This is a genomic window from Sphingomicrobium marinum (assembly GCF_026157105.1).
Taxonomy (GTDB): Bacteria; Pseudomonadota; Alphaproteobacteria; order Sphingomonadales; family Sphingomonadaceae; genus Sphingomicrobium; species Sphingomicrobium marinum.
In genome coordinates, this window is sequence record NZ_JANPVQ010000001.1 from 206419 (window position 1) to 227961 (window position 21543).

Genomic DNA, 21543 nt, shown 5'->3' on the forward strand with positions numbered 1-21543 from the left:
GGCCCCGCTAAGGGGGTGACGGTTTCACGACATTCCCAGGGCGCGCAATCATGAAATTACTGGCCGGCAATTCCAATCCACCGCTAGCCAAGGCGGTCGCCGACTATCTCGAAATCCCGCTGGTCAAGGCGAGCGTCAAGCGCTTCGCCGACGAGGAAATCTTCGTCGAGGTGCATGAGAACGTGCGCGGGCAGGACATGTTCGTCCTGCAGTCGACGAGCTATCCGGCCAACGACAACATGATGGAACTGCTCATCATGATCGACGCGCTGCGCCGTGCCTCGGCCAAGCGCATCACTGCGGTCGTCCCCTATTTCGGCTATGCCCGGCAGGATCGCAAACCCGGCCCGCGCACCCCGATCTCGGCAAAGCTCGTCGCCAACCTCATCACGCAGGCGGGCGCCGATCGCGTGCTGACGATGGATCTCCACGCCGGCCAGATCCAGGGCTTCTTCGATATCCCAACGGATAACCTGTGGGCCGCGCCCGTGATGGCGGCGGATATCCAGGCGCGCTACGATACCGACAAGATCACCATTGTCTCGCCCGACGTCGGCGGTGTGGTCCGCGCCCGCAGCCTCGCCAAGCGTCTCGACAACGCTCCGCTGGCCATCGTCGACAAGCGCCGTGAGCGTGCCGGCGAAAGCGAAGTGATGAACATCATCGGCGAGGTCGAGGATCGCGTCTGCATCCTTGTCGACGACATTGTCGATTCGGGCGGAACGCTGTGCAACGCGGCAGCCGCGATGCGCGAACAGGGCGCCAAGCAGGTCATGGCCTACTGCACCCACGGCGTCCTGTCGGGCGCTGCGGAAGCGCGCATCGACAAGAGCGAGCTGACCGAACTGGTCGTCACCGACAGCATCATGCACGAGGATATCAGCGACGACGGCAAGATCCGCCGCCTGACGATCGCGCCGCTATTCGGCGAAGCGATCAGCCGGATTGCAGATGAAAGCAGCGTGTCGAGCCTCTTCGACTAGACTTGCAGAATCACTCAGGCGTCGTTATGTGCGCGCCCTGATCTTCCAAATCATTGGAAATCCGACCGGTCCGGCCGACCAGGCTGCCGTGGCAGGTCGAAATCGTCGCCCGTCAACGTACGGGCCACAAAGGAGACGAAAATGCCTAAGCTGAAGACCAAGAGCGGCGTCAAGAAACGCTTCAAGATGACCGCTTCGGGCAAGGTGAAAGCGGGCGTCGCTGGCAAGCGCCACCGCCTCATTTCGCATAACTCGAAATATATCCGTACCAACCGCGGCACCAAGGTGCTGGCCGACTGCGACGCGAAGACCGTCAAGCAGTGGGCGCCCTACGGTATCAAGTAAGGAGTAGACGGATATGCCTCGCATCAAACGCGGCGTCACCACGCGCGCCAAGCACAAGCGGCTCCTGAAACAGGCGAAGGGCTATTATGGCCGTCGCAAGAACACGATCCGCATCGCCCGTCAGGCCGTCGAAAAGGCCGGCCAGTACGCCTACCGCGACCGCAAGGTCAAAAAGCGCAGCTTCCGCGCGCTCTGGATCCAGCGCATCAACGCTGCGGTCCGTGCCGAAGGCATGACCTATGGTCGCTTCATGCACGCCCTGAAGGTTGGCGGCATCGAGCTCGACCGCAAAGTCCTCGCCGACATGGCGATGCACGAGCCCGACGCGTTTAAGGCTGTTGTCGACCAGGCCAAGCAGGCCGTCGCCTAAGCGGACGCATCAAGCGAACACGAGATTAGGGCGCGGACGGCTTGGCTTTCCGCGCCCTTTCTTTATGGACAGCACCCATGACCGATACCGACCAGATATTATCGCGCATCGCCGATGCCGCCGACCTCGACGCCGTGGAAGCGCTGCGCGTCGAATTTCTCGGCAAGCAGGGCAGCGTCACCCAGCTGTTGAAAACGCTGGGCAAGATGACGCCGGACGAGCGCAAGACCGAGGGCCCCAAGATCCACGCCGCGCGCCAAGCCGTGCAAGATGCGATCGCGGCGAAGAAAGATGCGCTCGAGCAGGCCCAGCTCGAAGCGCGCCTCGCCACCGAGAAGCAGGACCTGTCGCTACCGATCGATGAAATCCCGCAAGGGTCGATCCACCCGGTCAGCCAGGTCATGGATGAGCTGGCCGAGATCTTTGCCGATCTTGGGTTTGCGGTCGCCGAAGGTCCCGAGATCGAGGACGACTGGCACAATTTCGGCGCGCTCAACATTCCCGAGGCGCATCCCGCGCGCGCCATGCAGGACACCTTCTATGTCGACGGCGACGGCGAAGGCGCGCCGATGGTGCTGCGCACGCATACCTCGCCAGTGCAGATCCGCACGATGATGAAGGACAAGCCGCCGCTGCGCATCATCGCGCCCGGCCGCGTCTATCGCAGCGACAGCGATGCCACCCACACGCCGATGTTCCACCAGGTCGAAGGCCTCGTCATCGACAAGAATATCCACCTTGGCCACCTCAAGTGGACGCTCGAGACCTTCCTCAAGGCCTTTTTCGAGCGCGACGATGTCGTCCTGCGCATGCGCCCCAGCTATTTCCCCTTCACCGAGCCTTCGGCAGAAGTCGATGTCGGCTGGTCAGAAGTGAAGGGCCGCCGCGTGGTCGGCGGGCAGGAAGGCTGGATGGAAGTGCTGGGCAGCGGCATGGTGCACCCGAAAGTCATCGCCAATTGCGGGCTCGATCCCGATGAATGGCAGGGCTTTGCCTTCGGCTGCGGGATCGATCGCCTCGCGATGCTCAAATATGGGATGGATGATTTGCGCGCCTTTTTCGACGGCGATCTGCGCTGGCTTCGGCATTACGGCTTCCGCGCGCTCGATGTGCCCACGCTCTCGGCAGGAGTAGGCGCATGAAGTTCTCGCTCGAATGGCTGAAATATTATCTCGATACCGACGCGTCGGTCGAGGAGATTGGCGACAAACTGACCGCGATCGGTCTCGAGCTCGAGGGCATCGAGGATCCTGCGCAGCGGCTCGAAGGCTTCACTGTCGCCAAGGTGCTGACCGCCGAGCCGCACCCCGACGCGGACAAGCTGCAGGTGCTCAGCGTCGACACTGGCAAAGGCGATCCGCTCCAGGTCGTGTGCGGTGCGCCCAATGCGCGCGCCGGCATGAAGGGCGTGCTGGGCCAGCCGGGCGCGGTGGTGCCGTCAAACGGCATGGAATTGCGCCAAGCCGCGATCCGCGGCGTCGAATCCAATGGCATGATGTGTTCGAGCCGCGAGCTCGAGCTTGGCGACGATCATGACGGCATCATCGAGCTGCCCGAGCATGCACCGGTCGGCGAAAGCTTTGCCGCCTACAGCAATGCCTCGCCCGTCTTCGATGTTTTCGTGACGCCCGACCGCGCCGATTGCATGGGCGTGATGGGGATCGCGCGCGATCTCGCCGCCGCCGGCCTTGGTACCTTCAAGCCGGTCGAGGTGCCCGGCATCGACGGCAATGGCCCCGCCGCCATCGAGGTGCGCACTAATGATCCCGAAGGCTGCCCCGCATTCTATGCGCGCACGATTCGGGGCGTGAAAAACGGTAGTTCGCCCGAATGGATGCAGCGCCGCCTCATGGCCGCTGGCCAGCGTCCGATTTCGGCACTTGTAGATTGCACCAATTATCTGATGCTCGCGACCGGCCGCCCGAGCCATGTCTACGACCTTGCCAGGCTCAATGGCCCGGTCGTGGCGCGCAAGGCCAAGCCGGGCGAAAAGGTGCTCGCGCTCAACGAGAAGGAATATGTGCTCGACGAGACGATGACCGTGATCGCGGACGCCGATGGTGTGCACGATATTGGCGGGATCATGGGCGGCGAGCATTCGGGCGCGACCGAAAGCACCACCGACGTACTGCTCGAAGTCGCCTATTTCGATCCCGACAGCATCGCCAAAACCGGCCAGAAGCTGATGGTGACGAGTGATGCGCGCACCCGGTTCGAACGCGGCGTCGATCCTGCATTTCTCGACGACGGCCTAGCGCTGCTCACCGACCTGATCGTCCAGACTTGCGGCGGCGAGCCCAGCGAGGTCATCCGCGCAGGCAGCCCGCCGAGCGACAGGCAAAGGATCAAGTTCGACTGGAACCGCACCGCCGCACTTGGCGGCATCGATGTCCCGCGCGAACGGCAGGCGGAAATCCTGACCGCGCTCGGCTTCATCGTCGAGGGCGACGATGTCACCGTGCCAAGCTGGCGCCACGACGTCGACGGGCAGGCCGACCTGGTCGAAGAGGTCGCGCGGATCGTCGGCTACGACGCGGTGCCCTCGACCCCTCTCACCCGCGAAGACGGGGTTGCTCACCCGGTCGCGACCCGCGGCCAGGTCGCACAGCGCCAGCTGCGCCGGACAGCGGCGGCACGCGGGCTCAACGAGGCCATTACGTGGAGTTTCATCAGCGAAGATCATGCGGCGCTGTTCGATGGCGGCGTCCATGTCGTCGACAACCCGATCAGCGAGGACATGAAGGTCATGCGCCCCTCGCTCCTGCCGGGGCTTGCGGCTGCTGCGCGTCGCAATCTCGATCGCGGCGCGGACAGCATCCGCCTGTTCGAAGTCGGGCGCCGTTATCTCCCCGATGCCGAGCATGACACCGCGACGGTCCTGCTGACCGGCGACAAGCGGGCGCGCGGATGGGCGCAGGGCAAGGCCCAAGGCTTCACTGCTTATGATGCCAAGGCCGAAGCGATCGCCCTGCTCGAAGCCGCTGGCGCGCCGACATCGAACCTCCAGCTGTTCCCCGATGCGGGCAAGGGTTGGCACCCGGGTCGCTCGGCCAAGCTCGGCTTGGGCCCCAAGAAAATCCTCGCATCGTTCGGCGAACTACACCCGGCGCTTGCCAAGTCGCTCGACGTTCCTGCGGGCACGGTCGCGGCCGAGCTCTACCTCGATGCCATTCCGGCACCGCGCAACAAGGAGCGTGCGCGCGCCCAATACGCGCCGCCTGCCTTACAAGCCGTCACGCGCGACTTTGCCTTCATCGTCCCCGACGACCTGTCGGCAGGTGAGCTCGAACGTGCGGTCGCGGGTGCAGACAAGAAGCATATTCAATCGGTACGCACATTTGACCGCTTTGAAGGCCAGGACGGACTAAGCTTGGCAGTCGAAGTCGTGCTGCAACCGCAAGAGAAGAGCTTCACCGACGAGGAGTTGGCGGGGATTGCCAAGCAAATCGTGGCCGCCGCCGAGGGCAAGGGCGCAAAACTGCGCGGCTAGCTGTCGACGCGCGGCATGTTTAGCGCGTTGATCGCGGCATGAACCTGCCGTTCCATCTCCTCGCGCGGCAGGCCGGGCGGGATGATGTCGCCCACCTTGAAGGTGAAGCTGCCCGAATGCTTGATGAACCCGCGCGGCCAGATAACGCCGCTATCGACCGCTACCGGCACGACCGGCAGCTTGAGCACGCGGTACATGCCGATGAAGCCCGGGCGTAGAGGCGGTCGCTCGCCCACCGGAACGCGCGTGCCTTCGGGAAAGATCACGATCGGCCGATTGTCGCGGATAGCTTTTTGCCCGCGCTTCATCATCTCGCGCAGCGCCCTGGCGCCGGCATTCCGGTCAACCCCGATCACGCCGTAAGCCTGCGTCACCCAGCCGAAGATCGGCATGTGCGACAACTCGCGCTTCATCACCACGATGGGCGTTCGGGCAAACCGAAGCGTCTCGACCGTCTCGACCATGGCTTCGTGTTTGACCGCAATGAGATAGGCGCCTTCCGGTATCTCGCCATCCCACTTCATCTCGATGCGCAGGACATATTTGACGAGGTAGTAATGAAAGTCAGCCCAGGCGTGGACGATGGCGCGCAGCGGCTTTTGCCCGAACGGCACCAGCAAGAGCGCGATCAGGCAATAGATCAGCGTGCCCGGATAGAAGAGCATAACGAATATCAGGCTACGCACCAACGCCATCAGATGCCCACCAGTACCCCAAAGCGACGCAGCAGCATCTTGTTATATTCGGCGAACAGGATGCGAAAGCTGGGCTCGGTCTCAACGGCATCGATGATGATGGTGCGGTCTTTCCCGAACACGCGTTCAAATTCGTACAGCGCGCGGTCCATGTGCCAGTCGCTGGTGACCAGCCAGATATCGCCGTCGGGCTTGTCCTGCTGGTCGAGCCAGCGTTTGGTTTCTTCGGCGTTCGAGCGCGTATCGACCGATTCCGACCCCAGGTCGACGCAGCATTCGACCAGCGCGGCCTTGCCGCCCAGCCGTTCGACGATGTCCGCTTCGGTAACCAGCGGATCCGCGCCCGCGATCAGCAAGCGCTCGCCTTTGCCGTCGGCCAGCCGATCGACTGCCTGTTCGATCCGGTTGGGACCGCCGGTCAGCGCGACGATGGCGTAGGCCTTGGTATCCTCATCAGCAGGCGCAGGCAGGCTGCTACCGAACCAACCGAAGCCCAACACGTAGAGGATGAGCGCAAATGCAGCGACACGAAGGATCATGGTGTTTGGCGCAATGCCCGCAAAACCGCCTGCCTTGCAACAAGAGTTGCAAGCGCAGCGCCAAAGAACGGTAGCGACGCGAGCAGCAGGATATCGACCGGACGCAGTAAGGCGCTGCCCGCCAGTTGTCCCGCGATGGCCATGCCCCCGCCGGCGACGAGCAGCAGGACCACGCCTGCCGCGGCCGCGCCGACCGACCCGCCGATCAGCGCGTCGATGGCGATGCGGCGCTGGAACAGGCGCACGACCTGCCCGTCGGTCGCACCCACGCCGTGCATGACCTTGATTGTCTGGCGGTTGGCCGCCAAGGCCGCGCGCGCCGCCAGCGTGACTGCGGCGCCGCCCGCCAGCGCGACCAGCAAGACGATGAAACCGGCGACCCAGCCGAGCGCCCGCAGCGAGCGCAACAGCGGCGCGACGCTGGCCCTGTTGGCCACGAGCTGGGCGCCATCGAACTGCGCCGCCAGCGCGATCTGGATTGCCGTTTCATCCGCGTCGGGAGCAAGATCGAGCTCTACGAGCGCCGGGACCGGCAAGCCCGCTTCCTCCGCCGCTGGCCCCAGCCAGCGATCGAGCGTCTCACGGATCTCGTCCGCGGGCACGGCGCGGGCATCCTGTACTCCGCGCAAGGCACGCGCCGCCTCGGCCAGCGCCGGGCCGGCCTCGACATCGCCGGGCAGTTGCACGGTGTAGCGCTGTGCCGTCGCATCGCTGAGCAGGCTTGCGCTATTGGCGATGGCCAGTCCTGCGGCGGCAACGATCACCATCACGAACATCATGATCGCGATGAGCCAGGGTGTGGGGCCGCGCACGCGCCCCCCCGGCAGCAGGCGTTTATCGGCGGGGCTCATGGCAAGCATCAGGCGCCCTCCTCGACCCGGGGTCGGCGCGGCGGATGCCTGAGCTGACCCGTGGGATCGACGATGGTACCTTTTTCGAGCCGCATCAGGATACCACCGGGGGTCTCGTTCATCAGGCCAACGTCATGCGTGGCGATGACTACCGTCGTCCCCAACCGATTGAGCGCCGCGAACAGGTGGATCAGCCGCCGCGCCATCTCGCTATCGACGTTGCCGGTGGGTTCGTCGGCCACCAGCAAGTCGGGGCGACCGATCACCGCGCGAGCAATGGCGACGCGCTGCTGCTCACCCCCCGACAAGGTCGGCGGCTTGGCATCGGCGCGGTCCTCGAGCCCGACCCAGGCAAGCATTTCTCCGACCGCATCATCGATATCCTCGTCGGTATGACCTGCAATGCGCAGCGGCAGCGCTACATTGTCACGCGCCGAGAGATGATTGATCAGCCTGAAGTCCTGGTAGACGATCCCGATGCGCCTACGCAGCGCCGGCAACGCGTCGCGCCCGATATCGGTCAGATCCTCTCCGAAGAGCGTAAGCCTGCCGCGTGTCGGACGCTGCGCGAGGTAAAGCAGCTTGAGCAGGCTCGTTTTCCCGGCGCCCGACGGCCCGGTCAGAAAGTACAGTCCGCCCTCGGCCAACTTGAAGTCGAGATCGTGCAGGACCTCGGCCTCTGTCCCGTAACGCAGACCGACCGATTCAAAGCTGACAATCAACGTTTCGTCCCCGCCATGATTCACTTGGTCTCGCACAGGGAGGCAATGCTTGCCAATGGCGGAAAATTGTTGTTACCGAGATATGACTTGTCATGATCCTAACCTGTCCCAACTGCGCAACGCGCTACGTCGTCAAGGACGGCTCGATCGGCCCCAAAGGTCGCAAGGTACGCTGCGCCAGTTGCGCGCACAGCTGGCACCAGGAACCGGACCCTTCCGCGTTGGTCGCAGAGGACCCGCTCCCGCCTCCCGCAGTTGGGACGCCCCTCGTTGAAGATACGGCCCCCGTGCAAGAAGAGATGACGGCACCGCCGCCCTTCGGCGAGGCTAGCGAGCCTGTGTCCGATCCGGAGCCCGAGCCTGAACCTGCTACTTCGGCCTGGGGAGACGAAGCGCCCGTTTCGCCGCCACCCATCCCCGAACAGGAGCCGCTTCCCGAGCCGCCCGAAGTCCCGACGTCCACGTGGGACGACGGTTTCGATACGGACGACGTGCAGGTGCCGGCCGAAACTTTCGGAGCGAGCGATGACATCGACATGGAAACGGTTGTGGAGACGGCGGAGATCGCCGAGCCCGCGCCGGACCCTGTCCTCGAAGAACCGGTCTTTGCCGTCGACGACAGTTATGACGAGCCAGGCGAGGAGCCGAAGCGCCGCTGGCCGCTTCTGGCGCTCATTGGTGTTCTGCTGGTTGCTGTAGCGGCTGCGGCAATAGTGGCGTTCGGTCCGCCCGAACTGCGCGAACGTATCGGCCTGGCGCAGTCCGGGCCGGAAGAATCGCCTTTCACGCTGATGTTCGAACAGCAATCGATCGTCCCGTTGGAGGGAACGGATAGCCAGCGCATTTCCGTGCGCGGTCGCATCATCAATTCGACCGATGTCGAGCAGGTGGTGCCGATCATCCATGCCCGCGTCACCGATGGCGCCGGCGAGCTGGTGGAAAGCTGGACCATCGATCCGCCCCAGCCAAGGCTCGGTCCCGGCGAGAGCGCGCCATTCAACAATGCGCGGGTCGGTGAATTTCCTGAGGAATCGACGCTGACCCTCGCGGTCGGCAATATCGACGGCTGACGCCTATTCGAATTCCATGAGGCGCGCGGGCTGGTTGCGGCCGGCGCGATCGGTGATGGTGGCGCTGCGCCACTGTCCGCCCTGCGCCTGCGCTTCGTTACCTGCCTGCAATCGATAAGGTCGCACGATCTTCACGCTGGCCCGGCCGCGGGTCGACGCGGACGCCGTGGTGGGGGCAGTCGCAGGCTGGGGTGCCTCTGCAGCGGCAGGCGGCGCAACCATCAGCGAAAAGGCGGTCAGGATCATGAAGTCCATGAACGCACATCAGCGGCAGATGGTAAATGAAGCTTTTACCTTTGTTCCGGATCGGGACTAAAAATAGGGGCGTTGCCTAAGTGGAATCGCTTTGCTAGAGGGCGCGCCTTACCAGCGATGACGGGGTCTCCGGCATCGAATCAGTGTGCGGTCGTGGCGGAACTGGTAGACGCGCAACGTTGAGGTCGTTGTGGCCGAAAGGCCGTGGAAGTTCGAGTCTTCTCGACCGCACCATTTTCCCGGAAAACTAAGCTTCTCAGGGCGTCGCGACGACCAGTCTCGGCGTGTCCGCGACAATCGTGCCAAGCCGCAAATAGGGTTTGTCGGGATCGAGCGTGAAGGCTTTGCCAAGGTCCTTGGGAAGGCCAAGCGCCGTCGCCGAAGCGTCTGCCAGGACGAGGCGGTACGTGCCGTACGCCAATTGCTCCACAAGGAAGTAACCATCGAATTCGCTCCGCGTGCGACCAGCGACCTGACCGTCGGCGCCCACCAGCAGCAATTCGACACCCTCGAGCGGATTGCCGCTACCGTCGAGCAGCATGCCCTCGACCTCGCCCGATCCGACCAATCCGATTTCGATCTCGGCGGCGACGCCTGGCCGCGGCGTGACCACGCGCAGCGCGGTCCGCGGGACGAGTGTCGGATCGTCGAGCGCACTAGTATCGACACCGATCGCGACCGGGCTATGCGTTCGCAGGCCCGCCATGCGGATCAGCCCCGCATCGTCGCTGGGATCGCCGTGCCCGGTATGGCCGGTGGTCAGCATCGCGCCTTGCACAAGCGGTTCGTCGCTATCGCGAATGCCGTTGTCATTATCGTCGCGGTAGACGGTCGCGTGGACGCTGCCGGTTCGGGCAAGCGGCGTGCGCGTAGGCTGGAAACGCGGCGCATCGAGCGAGAAGGCCAGATTGAAGCCCGCCGCCACGCTGCCATCAGTTGCCGCTTCGGCGGTTACCGCCACCGACGCAATATCGAGATTGCGGATATGCGCGACGCGGGCGCGGACGCGCCCATTGTCGGGCTCCCATACAAACCCCCCGTCCCATGCGACAAATTCGTTCTGGCTATAATAGGCGCTGATGCCAGCCCGGTTCACCCCGGTGCCGGCCAAGGCCAGTTCGACATCGCCCTGTAAACGCACATCGCCGACCCGCCCCGATCCGGCAAAGCGCGCATTAAGACTTTCAGTCGGTGGCGCCGGCCCTGCAAAACTGCGCTTCTCCCAATCGAGTTCTGCCGTGAGATTGAATCGGTCAACCAGCATGTTGAGCCGCGTTGCCGCTGCCAAGGCGCTTGTCCCGTCGGTATAATGGCGCCACCCGACCTGGCCCGAGAGCGGGATATTCTTGCTGCCGATTTTCACGGGCGCGAACAGCGAAACTCCATATTCCTGCTCGACCCGATCTTCGACGGCGGTGGTCCGAAAGCCGTTATTCACGGTTGCGTAGGCACCGAAGTCGATCCCGCCGAGCTCACCGACGGCGCGCGCACGGAAGCGCTGGCCGCCTTGACTGTCCAACGCCACTGTCGCCTCGATCAGGGCATTGCCCACGGTGCGGCGAACCGCGCCCTCGGCATAGGTCAGCCGCTCGTCGTCAAGCAGCAGGCTTTGCGCAAGGAAACCGACCGATGTTTTCTGGTCGATACCATGGTCAATGGCGAGGGTTGCTTGCGCGCGCACATTGCTCGTTGCCGTTCCGCGCCGCGGCCCGAAATCGAACAGGTCGCGTTCGGGCTGGCTAACGCTTGCAAAATACCAGGTTTCGCCCGGCGGGATCTGCTGGTCGCCGACCAGCACCTCCTCTACCCGGCGGCGAACCTGCCCTTGGGGGCCATAAAGAATGATTTCGACCTCGTTGCGTCCGTATTGCAACTCAATATCATTAAAAGCGTAGCGACCCTGGGCATTGGGCGACGCGAAGGCCAGCAACTGGCCGTTGCGATACAGTTCGGCGTCCCAGCCGGCAGGAAGCTCGCCTTCGAAGCTGACTTCATCGAAGCGGGCAAGCCGGCGCAGTGGGCGATTGGACACCATCGCCCCGCGGCCACTGCCTGCGACGTTCGAAACGCCCGTCGACCCCGTATCAAGATCGCCGATCTCAAAATGCGTGGCGTTGAGGAAGCCAAGAAGACCGCCATCGGCATCCGAGCGGTAGGCGCGGAAGCGAAACGTGCCTTCCTGGCGCTGGGTCCCCGTCAACAGGCGGGCATCAAAGGACATCTTGGCGAGTTCGCCTGAGGCGTAGACAGCGCTGTTGCGATCGAAGCGCATGCCGCCTGCATCCGAATAGGTCACGCCGGCGGCGACAACCACGTCCATCGCCGGCATCCGCCACATTTCATACGGCAGTTTGACCTGGGGCAGGCTTGCCATATCGAAGCTGGTGCGGTTGCTCAGTCGTTCGGCGCGCCTGCGGCGCTCGGCGGCGAGCTCGATCGGTAGCTTCGCTTCGCTTTCCAGCAGCAGCATCGATCCCGAGAAATTGGGGCGCACGTTGAGCCCGAACCAGCGCTCCAGCGAAGTCGCCTTGACGCACCAACCCTCGGGCACTTCCTGTATGCTATCTTTTGATAATGCTTCGCGATTGCTATTATATGAGGCGCTCCCGGTTGCCCGGTCGATATCGATGCGATTTTCTTCCGTAAAGGCCCACCCGGAGGCGCGCTGCGCCTCGAGATCGATCTTCATCGGCACATCGAGTGCCGTCAGGAAGTCGCCAAAGACGATGCAGGGGCCGTTCGGAGTCTCGTAAGCGCGAACGCCATCGCCCAAGAGGCGGTCGCGGATCTGCAGATCGAGGAGGAACTGCTCTTCGGGGTCGGGAATCCACCGATCACCGACGGGATCACGCTCGACGGCCGCGGCGGCATTTGCCCCCACGGCCATCATCGCCCCCAGGAAGAGCGTTTTGAGCATGACCCGCACGGCCCTGATCGCTTCCTAGCGCAGGACCGCGTCGGTCGAGGCGATCAGCACGCTCCCCTCACTGGAAGGCGCTCGATATTCGACCTTTACCTTGCCACTCAGGTCGCCAGCATAGTCTTCGCGCACCGGAATGAGCACGGTGCGCTTTTCGAGCTCTGTATAGACGGCAACGCCGCCAAGGCGTGCGATCGGCAACTCTTCGCCATCTTTCCATACCTCGATCGCGCCAAATGTGCTGCGATCACCGGCGCGCGTGAGGTCAACCGCCACTGCAGGGCGCCCATCGCGCGATGCGACACGAACGTCGGCGATCGCAGCTTCGACCTGGAGGCGGCCAAGACGCACGATCACCGGAATCGTCACACCGTAAATGGGCGTGAGACGAAAGCTGATGCCCTCCGCTGCGCCCGACTGTTCCACAGGGCGCGGCTTGGGAATGGCGCGAAACAGCAGGTGAATCCTATATTCGCCGTCCGCGAGCCCTGCAGGCGGACGGGCGGAGATACGGATTGCCTGGGGCTGACCCGGCGGCAAGGTGACCCGGCGCGGGGCGAAAATCACCATGTCGCGCGCGGTAGTTTCGCGTTCGCTCGCCGTTTCAACTTCGGCCAGCGATCCGTCGGGCATCATCCGGCGCAACTCGGCGGTGACGCGATAGGTGGCTTCTTCTTCGCCGATATTGTTGAGGATGATCTGGGTACCGCGCCCGCCATCGAGAATGACGCGCGTCGGTGCGACCAACAGGTCGCCGACACCGGCCTGCGCCGGCTGCGCCAGGGCGACGATTGCGGCGGCGGCCAAAACGTGGCGAAGAAAATGCATGAAAACCCTCCATCTGGCGGCGCAGAAAAAGCACCGTTTCGGAGGGTTCTGGCGTCTAATGGTTAATAAGGCGCAAACCATGAGTGGAAAAACGCCGGAAAGGCTAGATGGTCGGTCCGGATCGGAGATACGAAAAGGGCGGCGAGCCATCCGGCCCACCGCCCTTCTGCGCGTCAGGAGAAGCGACGCTTACTGGTAGTCGGCCGTAACGGTGAACGAACCTTCATATTCGCCTTCGACCGTGGTGTCGGCGACCGTCAGCGAACCACCGACGTAGAAGTCTTCGCCCGGAGCGCCCGAGTTCGTCAGGTTGACGTCGTAAAAGCCATCCGAATCGCTGTCGGTCATGTCGGTCGACAGGTTGACGGTCAGCGTGTCGGTGCCGCCGACGACCGTGATCGTCGCGGTGGCGGGCAGCGAAACGTTGACTTCCTGGCCCTGCGTACCGGTGATGTTGTAGTTGATCGCCGCAGCAACCGCGCCCGTGCAGACGAAGTCGGTGCCGCAAGCGCCGGCGGTGCCGACGGTGCCGGCCGAGCTGGGCGCGATGCTGACGACCGCGCTGGTGCCGGTAGCGCCAGCCGGAAGAACGATCGTGCCGAAGTCGAGCGTGTCGTTGCCGACGATGGTCAGCGTCAGCGGCTTCACGACGCGCGCCTTGGCCTTACCGTTCGAGTTCGAAACGGGCGCGGCGAACGCCGGCGTCGCAACGAGAGCAACAGCAGCCGTACCCATCACGGCGATTTTCTTGAAGTTGGTCATAATCTCAATTCCCCACTGGTCCATATTTTTAGCCGGACCCGGAAAACCTCATTTCGGGCCCGGTCCGTGATGCAGCTATTAACCAGTCCCGCTTACTGATCCCCTGAAGGTCATGGTAAAAACGGCGTTAAGGATTGATCGAAAATGGATCGAATTTAGCGGTATTCCGCCACGATTGGCACATCGCCCCGATAATCGCCCTCCGCAGCACCGCTGATTTCCAGCCGTCCGCCGAAGCGGAATCGCAATTCGCCATTGGCATCGAGTTCGGGTTGCGAGGGCAGGTCGTGTTCGATCGATTCGAGGCGGATGCGACCGCCTTCGATATTGTGCAGCTCGATACGGCTGGGCAGGCTGATCGAGATGCGGCGACCCGCTTCGCCGCGAATCACCACTTCGCCGACCATGGCCCGCGCCGACAGGGCGGCGATACCGCCCTCGGTCATTCGCGCGCCGGTCGCCGCAAGCGTCGCGCTACCATCGCCAAGAACGACCAATTGATCGAAGTCGAGCATTGTCTCGACCGAAAGCTGCACGCGCTCTTCGGCTTTATCGACGGGATCGACGATGAGCTCGGGTGTATCGCACAAGCGGCATTGCGCCGCCGCCGGGGTAACCGACACGGTTAGGGTCGCCAGCACCGCGACTGCGGCCAGGCAGAAAAGGGCAAATCGGCCCGTCATGGGAGAAAGTGCTAGGCAGCAAGGGTGAAAACAGGGTTAATGACGTCGCAACTATTTTGATTGTCGCGCGGTTGGAGGATCATCATGACCAAGCAGAAGCTGACCGATGCCGAATGGCGCGCGCGCCTCTCTTCCGAAGAATATCGCATTCTGCGTGAAGCCGGCACCGAACCACCTTTTTCGGGCGCGCTCAACGTCGAGAAGCGTGATGGCAAGTATCACTGCGCCGGTTGCGGCGTGGTGCTGTTCACCTCGGACAGCAAATATGACAGCGGATCCGGGTGGCCCAGCTTTACCGATCCTGCTGAAAACGAGGCCATCAGCGAACATCGCGATGAAAGTCACGGCATGAGCCGGGTGGAAATACGCTGTTCAGCTTGCGACGGCCATCTTGGCCATGTCTTCCCTGACGGTCCGGGACCCAGCGGCCTGCGCTATTGCGTCAATAGTGCCAGCCTCGACTTCCAGCCCGACGAGAAGTGATGCTTGTCGCCGGAGCGGTCCGGCCCTAGCTGTCGGGGTGGAGAGGAAGCCTATTTGACGCGAGTGTTCAAACGACTGGTGATCTGGGGCGGCGCATTTGCGCTGCTTTGTCTTGTGGTTCTCGGCATCGCCGTCGCCGTCGCCTACCACTCGCTCCCGTCCTATCAGCAGCTTACCGATCGCGAAGATCTGGGCCAAACAATCCGCGTGCGCGCGGACGATGGATCGGTGCTGGTCGAAATCGGCCCGCAATTCGGGCGCTGGCTGACCTACGACGAAATCCCGCAAACCATGAAAAGCGCAATGATTGCGGTCGAAGACCGGCGCTTCAGGTCGCACTTCGGGATTGACCCCATCGGCATCGCGCGCGGAATTTGGGTGTCGCTCCAGACGGGCGATCGCGTCGCCGGGGTCTCCACTATTTCGCAGCAACTCGCGCGCAACATCTTTCTCACGCCAAAGCGTGACGTCGGGCGTAAGACGCGCGAAGCGATCATCGCGATGGCGCTGGAGGCCAAGTTCTCCAAGAATCAGATCCTCGAACTCTATCTCAATCGCGTCTATTTCGGCGGCGGGGCTTATGGCATCGATGCGGCCAGCCGGACTTTCTATGGCCACAGCGCCGAGAGGATGACGGTCGGCGAGGCGGCGATTATCGCAGGGCTGGTCAAGGCACCGTCCAACTATTCGCCGACCGCCGATATCGAAGCTGCGCAGGGCCGCGCGAGCGTCGTGCTCGATCTCATGGTCGACCACGGCTTCCTGCCCGCAAGCGCGCGCGCCGGGGTCGATCCGGCCGAAATTCGTCTCGAAGAACGCACCAACGAAAATAGCGCGCGCTATTTCACCGATTGGGCGCTACCCCAACTCGAGACGCTGATCGACGAGACCAACGAACCTATCGATGTCTGGACGACGCTCGATCCCGGGATGCAGGACGCCGCCAGCGATGCGGTCAACGCGCACGCACCCGCCGGAGCGCAAGGCGCGCTCGTGGCGATCGATCGCGACGGTGCCGTGCGCGCGCTCGTGGGCGGGCTCGATTATGTCGACAGCATCTACAATCGCGCCACGGTCGCCAAGCGCCAGCCGGGGTCGAGCTTCAAATTGTTCGTGTATCTCACCGCGCTCGAAAACGGGTGGCGGCCCGATGACCAGGTCGTCGACGAGCCCATTACGATTGGCGACTGGTCGCCGCGCAACTCGAACCGCACCAACCTTGGTGTCATCACCTTGCGCGAGGCCTTTGCCCGTTCGGTCAATACGGTGAGCGCGCAAATCGGGGCTGAGTTGGGCTTCGCCACAATCGCCCGGATGGCCGCGCGTTTCGGTATCACCGACGATATCAACACCTATCCCTCGATGGTGCTGGGGACGAGCAACGTGCGGCTCATCGAGATGACCAAAGCTTTTGCCGCGGTGCATCGCGGCGGCACTTCGATGCCGCCATACGCGATCAAGCGCGTGGTGACTGCGTCGGGGCAGCTCCTGTACGATCATCAGGAGGCGCAGCCGCGGGTGCTGGTGGCCCAATGGGTCGCGCGCGACATGACCGACCTTTTGCAAAGCGCCGTGCAGTCAGGCACCGGCCGTGCTGCGCAGATCGGGCGTCCCGTCGCCGGCAAGACCGGCACCACTTCGGACAATCGCGACGGCTGGTTCATCGGCTTTTCGAGCGGGCTGACCGCAGGCGTCTGGTACGGCCGCGACGATAATGGCCGCGTGCCAGGGCTGGGTGGCGGCACCGCCCCTGCCCGTGCGTTCAGCGATTTCATGCGCGTCGCCGTGGCCAATCGCCCGGTCGAACAGTTCGAGGTCAACGCGCCGGTCCCCGACTGGCAGATCGAACCCGATGACGAAACCTGGCTGCTCGATCAGCCTTTGTTCGACGAGGATGGCAATCCGATCCTTCGCGACGATCTCGATCCGCTCGCGCCGCGCCCGGGCGACGATGACGACCTTAGCTGGATCGACGATGCCTTGCGCCGCGGGCAGGAAGAACAGCCCAGCGAACTGGATCGCACGCTGGATGAACAGCGCCGCCAGCGACAGCAGCAGCAGCGTCGCCAGCAGCAAGAGCAGCAGCCCGAAACCCCGCCCGCCCCGGGTGGCGCGCGGATTATCCGTGTGCCCGAACCTGCCCCGTCAACGCCCGATCCGTTGCAACCGCGGCCCTAATTCGCGCAGCAACCGGCGCGCTTTTGACGTCGGTCCGCCGAAAAGTTGCTGTTCGAGCCGATGGAACTCTCGGCCATGATCCATGTGTATGCGGTGGGCTACTTCGTGCGCCGCGACATAGCGTCGCACGTCATCGGGGGCGCAGACCAGCCGCCAGCTGAAACGCAGCTTGCCGTCATGCGTACAGCTGCCCCAGCGCGTGCGGGCGTCGCCCACGCTGACGGCGCGGACATTCACCTCGGCAAGGCGAGCGAACTCGGCGACATCGTCTGATAGGAGGCGGCGCGCTTCATCGCGCAACCATTTTTCGACGCGGCGGCCGAAGCTTTCTTCGGATCCCCCGCCCTGAAGCGTCTCGCCAATGCGCTCGATGCGTCGCGGTAGATCGGCGGCATGGCGGAGCATCAGCCGACCGTCACGAAAGGGGATGGTCGCGCCCGGCACGAAAGGCGTCGCGGTTGCGCGGCCCTCGCGCTGTTGTTCGATCCAGTCGGCCTGCGTTTGAACCCAGGCCCTCGCCTTGCGCTCGCTGGCGCGGGGCGGGAGTGTCAGCAGCAACCGATCGCCAATCGCGTCGTAGCGCAGCTTCATGCGCCGCGCCCTGCGGTGCCGTCGGACGACCAGTTCGAGATCGCTAGAGTGGGCGGTCGACAAGGTGATGCTCGATATCTCCGGCGTCATCTTCGCTTATCGCCCAGCCGCGCACCGATATGCCGGCGTGGTGTACGCTCTGCGGGTCGCCGCTGATCAAATAGTGCCAATCGCGCAGCGGCTTGCCTTCGGCGCGCAACCGGTAGGCGCAGGTTGCAGGTAGCCAGCCCAACCCGTCGACCGATGCCTTGGTCAGCGTCACGCAGTCGGGCACGTGGCGTTTGCGGTCAGGATAATCGCGGCAGCGGATCGTCTCGAGATCGAGCATCCGGCAGGCTATGTCGGTGGCATAATAGGCACCAGTGTCGGCATCTTCAGCCTTGTGCATGCAGCAGCGTCCGCAGCCATCGCACAACGCCTCCCATTCGCCGGCGTCGAGAGCGGCCAAGGGCTTTTCCCAAAACGGTTTTTTGCTATTCATCTTCGATAGTGTAAGCCGCCCCCAAGACGAATCCCAAGAGAGAATTGCCCCATGCTGCGTTTCCTTGCCCTGCTTATTGCTGCCGCGACGGTGGCGACCCCGGCATCCGCCCAACTCAATCGCTCGGAAGGCGAAACCTTCATCGCCGCCGTGCGCGAGGGCGATAGCGGTACGGCGATCGGAATGCTGGAGCAGCCGGGCACGCGCATCGCCAATTTCAAGGGCTTCGAAGGCGAAACCGCGCTCCACATCGTCACGCAAAAGAAGGATTATCCCTGGCTGGTCACGCTGATACGTTATGATGCCGATCCGAACGTGGTCGATCGTAACGGGAACACACCGCTGATGATTGCCACGCAGCAGCGGTGGTACGAGGGCGCCGATCGCCTTGTTCGTGCCGGTGCCCAGGTCGACACGCCCAATGCCGCTGGCGAAACGCCGTTGATGCGCGCCGTGCTCTTGCGCCAACCCCGGCTCGTCAAATTGTTTCTCGAGAAAGGCGCAGATCCCGACCGCACCGATTATTCGGCAGGGCTCAGCGCGCGCGACTACGCACGCCGGGATTCGCGCAACCCGCAGCTGCTCGAGATGATCGAAACGGTCACCGCCACTGGCGAAAGCCAGGGCGAACTGAAGTTCGGACCCACGATCGAGTTTCCCGTCAGCAAAAAGACCGACGACTAGAAATTATCGCCCAGACTGGGATCCACCTGCGCCGCCAGCCGCCGACCCGCGCGGCGGGCAAAGCGTAGCGTCTCCGCCTTGCGCCTTGCCGGTGCCAGCTTGCGTTCGGCCGATTGGCGCATGAACGCTGCGTCATAACGATCAGCCACGATCAGTCCCGCGACATCGGGCAGGAAATCGTCACCGTCGCAGATCGAGGCGAGTTCGGGCGTCACCGCCCAATAGAAATGGTCGCAATAATCGAGATAGTCCTGCCACTTGCAATCGCCGAGCAGGTCGCTGCGCTGCACCTTGATCTCGACGATGACGATCCGGCCCTTGGTGTCGATTCCCATCAGATCGGCGCGGCGATTATTGGGCAGCGGGACTTCAGCGATCGCAAAGATCTGCGAACGCGCGAACAGACGCGTCACGCCGCGCACGACGTCGGGTGCAAGAATTGTCGAATCGAGTTCGGTCGCCATCAATAACGGCGTAGAACAAAAGGTGATCGAGGGCTAGGCTCTAGCGATAGAAGATGTGATTGTCGATCCGGCCCAGGCGCGTCAGGCGCCAGCGCGGATTGACGTAACGCGCGTGGAAGAAGAGCGCGTCGGGCATCTGCGATTCATGGAGCTCGGCGTCGACGATACGCGCGATCGCGACCGCACGCTTCCAGGCTTTCGAGTTGCGCTTGATTTGCGGCATTTTGCCGCCGCGCACGAAGCTGAACTGGCTGCGCTGGAACACGACACCGCAATAGCTGTCAGGGAAGCGGCCGCTTTCCGCGCGATTGGCGATGACCTGTGCGACAGCCAGCTGGCCTTCGAGCGATTCGCCGCGCGTTTCGAAATAGACGGCGCCAGCGAGGCACTCCATCTCGGCATTTCTCGTATGCGTGCCCTTAAATTGTTCGACCTTGCTGTAGAGGTCTTCGGGCAGCTCGGGTTCCGGCGCAACGTAAGGTTCGGCATCTTCACCGCCTGTCACGCCGACGTCCAGCACGTCATCGATTTCCGGAAGGGCCACGGTCGGCGCCAAGGGGTCGATTATTTCATTGGTCTCCTGGGAGACCTCAGCCGGGGCCACCGAAGCCGCGGTGGCCATGGATGCGAAAACCAGTGCTGAGCGCCAAAGGAACTTCATTATAACTTGCTCGTTCATGCGGTGAACGCGTTTCCGACGGACCTTGTCGCTCTTACCGGCGACTTGTGTTTGATCCGGGATCCTTGTTCCCCGTCTGCGTGGCACCGGCACAATTGTGTGCGACGTTGGTGCCCCCCGCCTGAGTTGACTGCCCCCTGCGGTCTCGACCCTTACACAATCAAGAAAATTCGGTCGTTTCAGCGACGAACCGTTCGGCGTCCGCGATATCCAGTTCAATTGACCATAAATCCGGGTCCGCTTTGCGGCGATTCGCGACAAAATCCCTTATTTCCGCCGTTTCTGCGTTCTCCGCCGGGCCGGATTTCTGCCAAATATAGCCTTTGTCGAGATCGAGAATCCGTTCCAAACAACAGAAATGACGACCTTTTTCGGCGATCAGCAGCAAAATGGCGCCGCGATCAGCATCGCCCTTGTGCAACACCGCGGCAAACCCGCCATTTGATTCAGCGCGGCGTCGCAGCGCGGCGACCTCGAGCGCGGCGGGAAACCGGTCTTGCATCAGGGGAGCCGGTATCCGTCCAGCCCGGACAAGGCGATGTGACTGCGCATGAACGTGCCCGTCCCGCGGCCGCATTCTTCGCCGGAGGCGTCGACAATGCGCGCTTCGGCAACCAGAACGCGCCGTCTCCCGCTGATCCAGCGTCCCTCGGCAACAGCACGGCCTTGCTTCATCGGCCGGGTGAAATGGAGGTTGAAGGCCGTGGTCAACAGGAAGCGATCACTGACCAGCCCGTTGGCGGCATAGAATGCGGCATCGTCGAGCATCTTGAAATACAGCCCGCCATGCGCGGCACCGGCCGCATGAAAATGGCGATCGTCGACGTTGAAGTCGATCCGCGACACCCCTGCCTTTTCGAGGTGGATGCTGCTGTCGTAATGCGCATTGACCGGTGCCGACACGTAAAGCGCCTCGAGCGCCCGCAAATGCGCTTCGGCCCCCGACAGGGAACCGTCAGGCGGCGGTGCGTTCATCGGCTCCCATGAGTACCGCCGCAAGGGCATCGCGTCCGCGCGCACCGCGCATCTTCTCGATCGCGGTACCATGACGCGCGACGCGGCTGACTGCCGCCAATGCACGCAAATGATCGGCGCCCGCATCGGGGGGCGACAGGATCAGGAACACGATGTCCACGGGCATCTTGTCGATGGCATCGTAATCGAGTGGCTGGTCGAGCCGCGCCACCAGGCCATAGACACGGTCGAGCCCTTCGAGCTTGCCGTGCGGAATGGCGACACCGCCACCAAACCCGGTCGATCCCAGCGCTTCACGCTCGAGCAGCGCATCGGCAATAGTGCCGGCGTCCATATCGAGCTGGCTGGCCGCCGCTTGCGCAAGGCGCTGCAGAAGGCCGCGCTTCTCGCGCGCCGTCAGGCTCGTCCGGATGGCCGAGAAATCGATAAAATCAGATAAATGCATTCTTCACGCCAGACTGGGATTGATTCTTGGAGGCGTCCCTAGTCGATAGC

The 21543-nt window shown here is 63.3% G+C and carries 25 protein-coding genes and 1 tRNA gene; 10 read left to right on the forward strand and 16 right to left on the reverse strand.

Annotated elements, in window-relative coordinates; genetic code table 11:
* The first annotated feature begins 50 nt into the window (after window positions 1-50).
* The 5 genes from NUX07_RS01035 (at window position 51) to pheT (ending at window position 5188) form a co-directional block, all read left to right on the forward strand.
* Window positions 51-983 carry a ribose-phosphate pyrophosphokinase gene (locus NUX07_RS01035; protein ID WP_265528156.1) on the forward strand — a complete coding sequence of 311 codons (933 nt, stop codon included), beginning with the start codon at window positions 51-53 and terminating at the stop codon, window positions 981-983.
* Between the two features lie 141 nt (window positions 984-1124).
* Window positions 1125-1328: a 50S ribosomal protein L35 gene (rpmI, locus tag NUX07_RS01040; protein ID WP_265528157.1), complete on the forward strand. Its 204-nt coding sequence runs from the start codon at window positions 1125-1127 to the stop codon at window positions 1326-1328.
* Between the two features lie 13 nt (window positions 1329-1341).
* Window positions 1342-1698 carry a 50S ribosomal protein L20 gene (gene rplT / locus NUX07_RS01045; protein ID WP_265528158.1) on the forward strand — a complete coding sequence of 119 codons (357 nt, stop codon included), beginning with the start codon at window positions 1342-1344 and terminating at the stop codon, window positions 1696-1698.
* 77 nt (window positions 1699-1775) lie between these two features.
* Entirely contained in the window at window positions 1776-2840 is a 1065-nt protein-coding gene (gene pheS / locus NUX07_RS01050) for a phenylalanine--tRNA ligase subunit alpha (protein WP_265528159.1), read from the forward strand.
* Window positions 2837-5188: a phenylalanine--tRNA ligase subunit beta gene (gene pheT, locus NUX07_RS01055; RefSeq protein WP_265528160.1), complete on the forward strand. Its 2352-nt coding sequence runs from the start codon at window positions 2837-2839 to the stop codon at window positions 5186-5188. The genes pheS and pheT overlap by 4 nt, the downstream gene beginning before the upstream one ends.
* On the opposite strand, the gene NUX07_RS01060 is transcribed toward pheT, so the two are convergent.
* The 4 genes from NUX07_RS01060 to ftsE are packed head-to-tail and all read right to left on the reverse strand — an operon-like array spanning window position 5185 to window position 8031.
* On the reverse strand, window positions 5185-5853 hold the full coding sequence (locus NUX07_RS01060; RefSeq protein ID WP_265528161.1) for a lysophospholipid acyltransferase family protein: 669 nt from the start codon (window positions 5851-5853) through the stop codon (window positions 5185-5187). The genes pheT and NUX07_RS01060 overlap by 4 nt on opposite strands.
* 29 nt (window positions 5854-5882) lie before the next feature.
* Complete coding sequence (locus NUX07_RS01065; RefSeq protein ID WP_265528162.1) at window positions 5883-6422, reverse strand: YdcF family protein; 540 nt, start codon at window positions 6420-6422, stop codon at window positions 5883-5885.
* Entirely contained in the window at window positions 6419-7282 is an 864-nt protein-coding gene (locus NUX07_RS01070) for a cell division protein FtsX (protein ID WP_265528163.1), read from the reverse strand. Before NUX07_RS01070 ends, NUX07_RS01065 begins: the two co-directional genes overlap by 4 nt.
* A complete protein-coding gene (ftsE, locus tag NUX07_RS01075) occupies window positions 7282-8031 on the reverse strand; it encodes a cell division ATP-binding protein FtsE (RefSeq protein ID WP_265528164.1) in 750 nt (249 codons plus the stop codon). The genes NUX07_RS01070 and ftsE overlap by 1 nt, the downstream gene beginning before the upstream one ends.
* 56 nt (window positions 8032-8087) lie before the next feature.
* Here ftsE and NUX07_RS01080 point away from each other — a divergent pair, with 56 nt between their 5' ends.
* Window positions 8088-9065 carry an MJ0042-type zinc finger domain-containing protein gene (locus tag NUX07_RS01080; RefSeq protein ID WP_265528165.1) on the forward strand — a complete coding sequence of 326 codons (978 nt, stop codon included), beginning with the start codon at window positions 8088-8090 and terminating at the stop codon, window positions 9063-9065.
* A 3-nt stretch (window positions 9066-9068) separates the two neighbouring features.
* Here the strand turns inward: NUX07_RS01080 and NUX07_RS01085 are convergent, their stop codons facing one another.
* Window positions 9069-9320 (reverse strand): hypothetical protein, encoded by a 252-nt coding sequence (locus NUX07_RS01085; protein WP_265528166.1) that lies wholly within the window; start codon window positions 9318-9320, stop codon window positions 9069-9071.
* 147 nt (window positions 9321-9467) lie between these two features.
* Here NUX07_RS01085 and NUX07_RS01090 point away from each other — a divergent pair.
* Window positions 9468-9554, forward strand: a tRNA-Leu gene (locus tag NUX07_RS01090).
* Window positions 9555-9576: 22 nt separating this feature from the next.
* Here the strand turns inward: NUX07_RS01090 and NUX07_RS01095 are convergent.
* From NUX07_RS01095 to NUX07_RS01110, 4 genes are all read right to left on the reverse strand, one after another.
* Window positions 9577-12237 (reverse strand): carboxypeptidase-like regulatory domain-containing protein, encoded by a 2661-nt coding sequence (locus tag NUX07_RS01095; RefSeq protein ID WP_265528167.1) that lies wholly within the window; start codon window positions 12235-12237, stop codon window positions 9577-9579.
* A 24-nt stretch (window positions 12238-12261) separates the two neighbouring features.
* Entirely contained in the window at window positions 12262-13068 is an 807-nt protein-coding gene (locus NUX07_RS01100) for a fimbrial biogenesis chaperone (RefSeq protein ID WP_265528168.1), read from the reverse strand.
* Window positions 13069-13257: 189 nt separating this feature from the next.
* A complete protein-coding gene (locus NUX07_RS01105; protein WP_265528169.1) occupies window positions 13258-13830 on the reverse strand; it encodes a DUF4402 domain-containing protein in 573 nt (190 codons plus the stop codon).
* A gap of 155 nt (window positions 13831-13985) precedes the next feature.
* Window positions 13986-14513, reverse strand: a complete 528-nt coding sequence (locus NUX07_RS01110; RefSeq protein ID WP_265528170.1) for a DUF4402 domain-containing protein — start codon at window positions 14511-14513, stop codon at window positions 13986-13988.
* A gap of 84 nt (window positions 14514-14597) precedes the next feature.
* Here NUX07_RS01110 and msrB point away from each other — a divergent pair, with 84 nt between their 5' ends.
* Window positions 14598-14996: a peptide-methionine (R)-S-oxide reductase MsrB gene (gene msrB, locus NUX07_RS01115; RefSeq protein WP_265528171.1), complete on the forward strand. Its 399-nt coding sequence runs from the start codon at window positions 14598-14600 to the stop codon at window positions 14994-14996.
* A 54-nt stretch (window positions 14997-15050) separates the two neighbouring features.
* A complete protein-coding gene (locus NUX07_RS01120) occupies window positions 15051-17174 on the forward strand; it encodes a transglycosylase domain-containing protein (protein WP_407696134.1) in 2124 nt (707 codons plus the stop codon).
* Here the strand turns inward: NUX07_RS01120 and NUX07_RS01125 are convergent.
* Both NUX07_RS01125 and NUX07_RS01130 read right to left on the reverse strand, forming a co-directional pair.
* Window positions 17142-17855: a M48 family metallopeptidase gene (locus NUX07_RS01125; RefSeq protein WP_265528172.1), complete on the reverse strand. Its 714-nt coding sequence runs from the start codon at window positions 17853-17855 to the stop codon at window positions 17142-17144. The genes NUX07_RS01120 and NUX07_RS01125 overlap by 33 nt on opposite strands.
* A complete protein-coding gene (locus tag NUX07_RS01130) occupies window positions 17809-18246 on the reverse strand; it encodes a YcgN family cysteine cluster protein (protein WP_265528173.1) in 438 nt (145 codons plus the stop codon). Before NUX07_RS01130 ends, NUX07_RS01125 begins: the two co-directional genes overlap by 47 nt.
* Window positions 18247-18297: 51 nt before the next feature.
* On the opposite strand from NUX07_RS01130, the gene NUX07_RS01135 reads away from it, so the two are divergent.
* Window positions 18298-18930: an ankyrin repeat domain-containing protein gene (locus NUX07_RS01135; RefSeq protein ID WP_265528174.1), complete on the forward strand. Its 633-nt coding sequence runs from the start codon at window positions 18298-18300 to the stop codon at window positions 18928-18930.
* Here NUX07_RS01135 and NUX07_RS01140 read toward each other — a convergent pair.
* From NUX07_RS01140 to NUX07_RS01160, 5 genes are all read right to left on the reverse strand, one after another.
* Window positions 18927-19394: an MmcB family DNA repair protein gene (locus tag NUX07_RS01140; RefSeq protein WP_265528175.1), complete on the reverse strand. Its 468-nt coding sequence runs from the start codon at window positions 19392-19394 to the stop codon at window positions 18927-18929. The genes NUX07_RS01135 and NUX07_RS01140 overlap by 4 nt on opposite strands.
* Before the next feature lie 40 nt (window positions 19395-19434).
* On the reverse strand, window positions 19435-19938 hold the full coding sequence (locus NUX07_RS01145) for a cell wall hydrolase (protein ID WP_407696135.1): 504 nt from the start codon (window positions 19936-19938) through the stop codon (window positions 19435-19437).
* 295 nt (window positions 19939-20233) lie between these two features.
* Window positions 20234-20575, reverse strand: coding sequence for a DUF1491 family protein (locus NUX07_RS01150; protein WP_265528176.1), 342 nt, complete (start codon window positions 20573-20575; stop codon window positions 20234-20236).
* Window positions 20575-21048 carry a PaaI family thioesterase gene (locus NUX07_RS01155; RefSeq protein WP_265528177.1) on the reverse strand — a complete coding sequence of 158 codons (474 nt, stop codon included), beginning with the start codon at window positions 21046-21048 and terminating at the stop codon, window positions 20575-20577. Before NUX07_RS01155 ends, NUX07_RS01150 begins: the two co-directional genes overlap by 1 nt.
* Window positions 21029-21493 (reverse strand): PTS sugar transporter subunit IIA, encoded by a 465-nt coding sequence (locus tag NUX07_RS01160; protein WP_265528178.1) that lies wholly within the window; start codon window positions 21491-21493, stop codon window positions 21029-21031. Before NUX07_RS01160 ends, NUX07_RS01155 begins: the two co-directional genes overlap by 20 nt.
* Between the last annotated feature and the right edge of the window lie 50 nt (window positions 21494-21543).

Excerpts from the sequence above, each read along its gene's own strand:
- NUX07_RS01070 (WP_265528163.1), bottom strand. The coding sequence starts at position 7,282 with ATGCTTGCCATGAGCCCCGCCGATAAACGCCTGCTGCCGGGGGGGCGC.
- pheT (WP_265528160.1), top strand. The coding sequence starts at position 2,837 with ATGAAGTTCTCGCTCGAATGGCTGAAATATTATCTCGATACCGACGCG.
- NUX07_RS01080 (WP_265528165.1), top strand. The coding sequence starts at position 8,088 with ATGATCCTAACCTGTCCCAACTGCGCAACGCGCTACGTCGTCAAGGAC.
- NUX07_RS01140 (WP_265528175.1), bottom strand. The coding sequence starts at position 19,394 with ATGGCGACCGAACTCGATTCGACAATTCTTGCACCCGACGTCGTGCGC.
- NUX07_RS01105 (WP_265528169.1), bottom strand. The coding sequence starts at position 13,830 with ATGACCAACTTCAAGAAAATCGCCGTGATGGGTACGGCTGCTGTTGCT.
- msrB (WP_265528171.1), top strand. The coding sequence starts at position 14,598 with ATGACCAAGCAGAAGCTGACCGATGCCGAATGGCGCGCGCGCCTCTCT.
- NUX07_RS01035 (WP_265528156.1), top strand. The coding sequence starts at position 51 with ATGAAATTACTGGCCGGCAATTCCAATCCACCGCTAGCCAAGGCGGTC.
- NUX07_RS01150 (WP_265528176.1), bottom strand. The coding sequence starts at position 20,575 with ATGCAAGACCGGTTTCCCGCCGCGCTCGAGGTCGCCGCGCTGCGACGC.
- NUX07_RS01130 (WP_265528173.1), bottom strand. The coding sequence starts at position 18,246 with ATGAATAGCAAAAAACCGTTTTGGGAAAAGCCCTTGGCCGCTCTCGAC.
- NUX07_RS01135 (WP_265528174.1), top strand. The coding sequence starts at position 18,298 with ATGCTGCGTTTCCTTGCCCTGCTTATTGCTGCCGCGACGGTGGCGACC.
- NUX07_RS01160 (WP_265528178.1), bottom strand. The coding sequence starts at position 21,493 with ATGCATTTATCTGATTTTATCGATTTCTCGGCCATCCGGACGAGCCTG.
- NUX07_RS01095 (WP_265528167.1), bottom strand. The coding sequence starts at position 12,237 with ATGCTCAAAACGCTCTTCCTGGGGGCGATGATGGCCGTGGGGGCAAAT.
- NUX07_RS01100 (WP_265528168.1), bottom strand. The coding sequence starts at position 13,068 with ATGCATTTTCTTCGCCACGTTTTGGCCGCCGCCGCAATCGTCGCCCTG.
- NUX07_RS01125 (WP_265528172.1), bottom strand. The coding sequence starts at position 17,855 with ATGACGCCGGAGATATCGAGCATCACCTTGTCGACCGCCCACTCTAGC.
- NUX07_RS01065 (WP_265528162.1), bottom strand. The coding sequence starts at position 6,422 with ATGATCCTTCGTGTCGCTGCATTTGCGCTCATCCTCTACGTGTTGGGC.
- rpmI (WP_265528157.1), top strand. The coding sequence starts at position 1,125 with ATGCCTAAGCTGAAGACCAAGAGCGGCGTCAAGAAACGCTTCAAGATG.
- NUX07_RS01085 (WP_265528166.1), bottom strand. The coding sequence starts at position 9,320 with ATGGACTTCATGATCCTGACCGCCTTTTCGCTGATGGTTGCGCCGCCT.
- rplT (WP_265528158.1), top strand. The coding sequence starts at position 1,342 with ATGCCTCGCATCAAACGCGGCGTCACCACGCGCGCCAAGCACAAGCGG.
- NUX07_RS01155 (WP_265528177.1), bottom strand. The coding sequence starts at position 21,048 with ATGAACGCACCGCCGCCTGACGGTTCCCTGTCGGGGGCCGAAGCGCAT.
- NUX07_RS01060 (WP_265528161.1), bottom strand. The coding sequence starts at position 5,853 with ATGCTCTTCTATCCGGGCACGCTGATCTATTGCCTGATCGCGCTCTTG.
- pheS (WP_265528159.1), top strand. The coding sequence starts at position 1,776 with ATGACCGATACCGACCAGATATTATCGCGCATCGCCGATGCCGCCGAC.
- NUX07_RS01110 (WP_265528170.1), bottom strand. The coding sequence starts at position 14,513 with ATGACGGGCCGATTTGCCCTTTTCTGCCTGGCCGCAGTCGCGGTGCTG.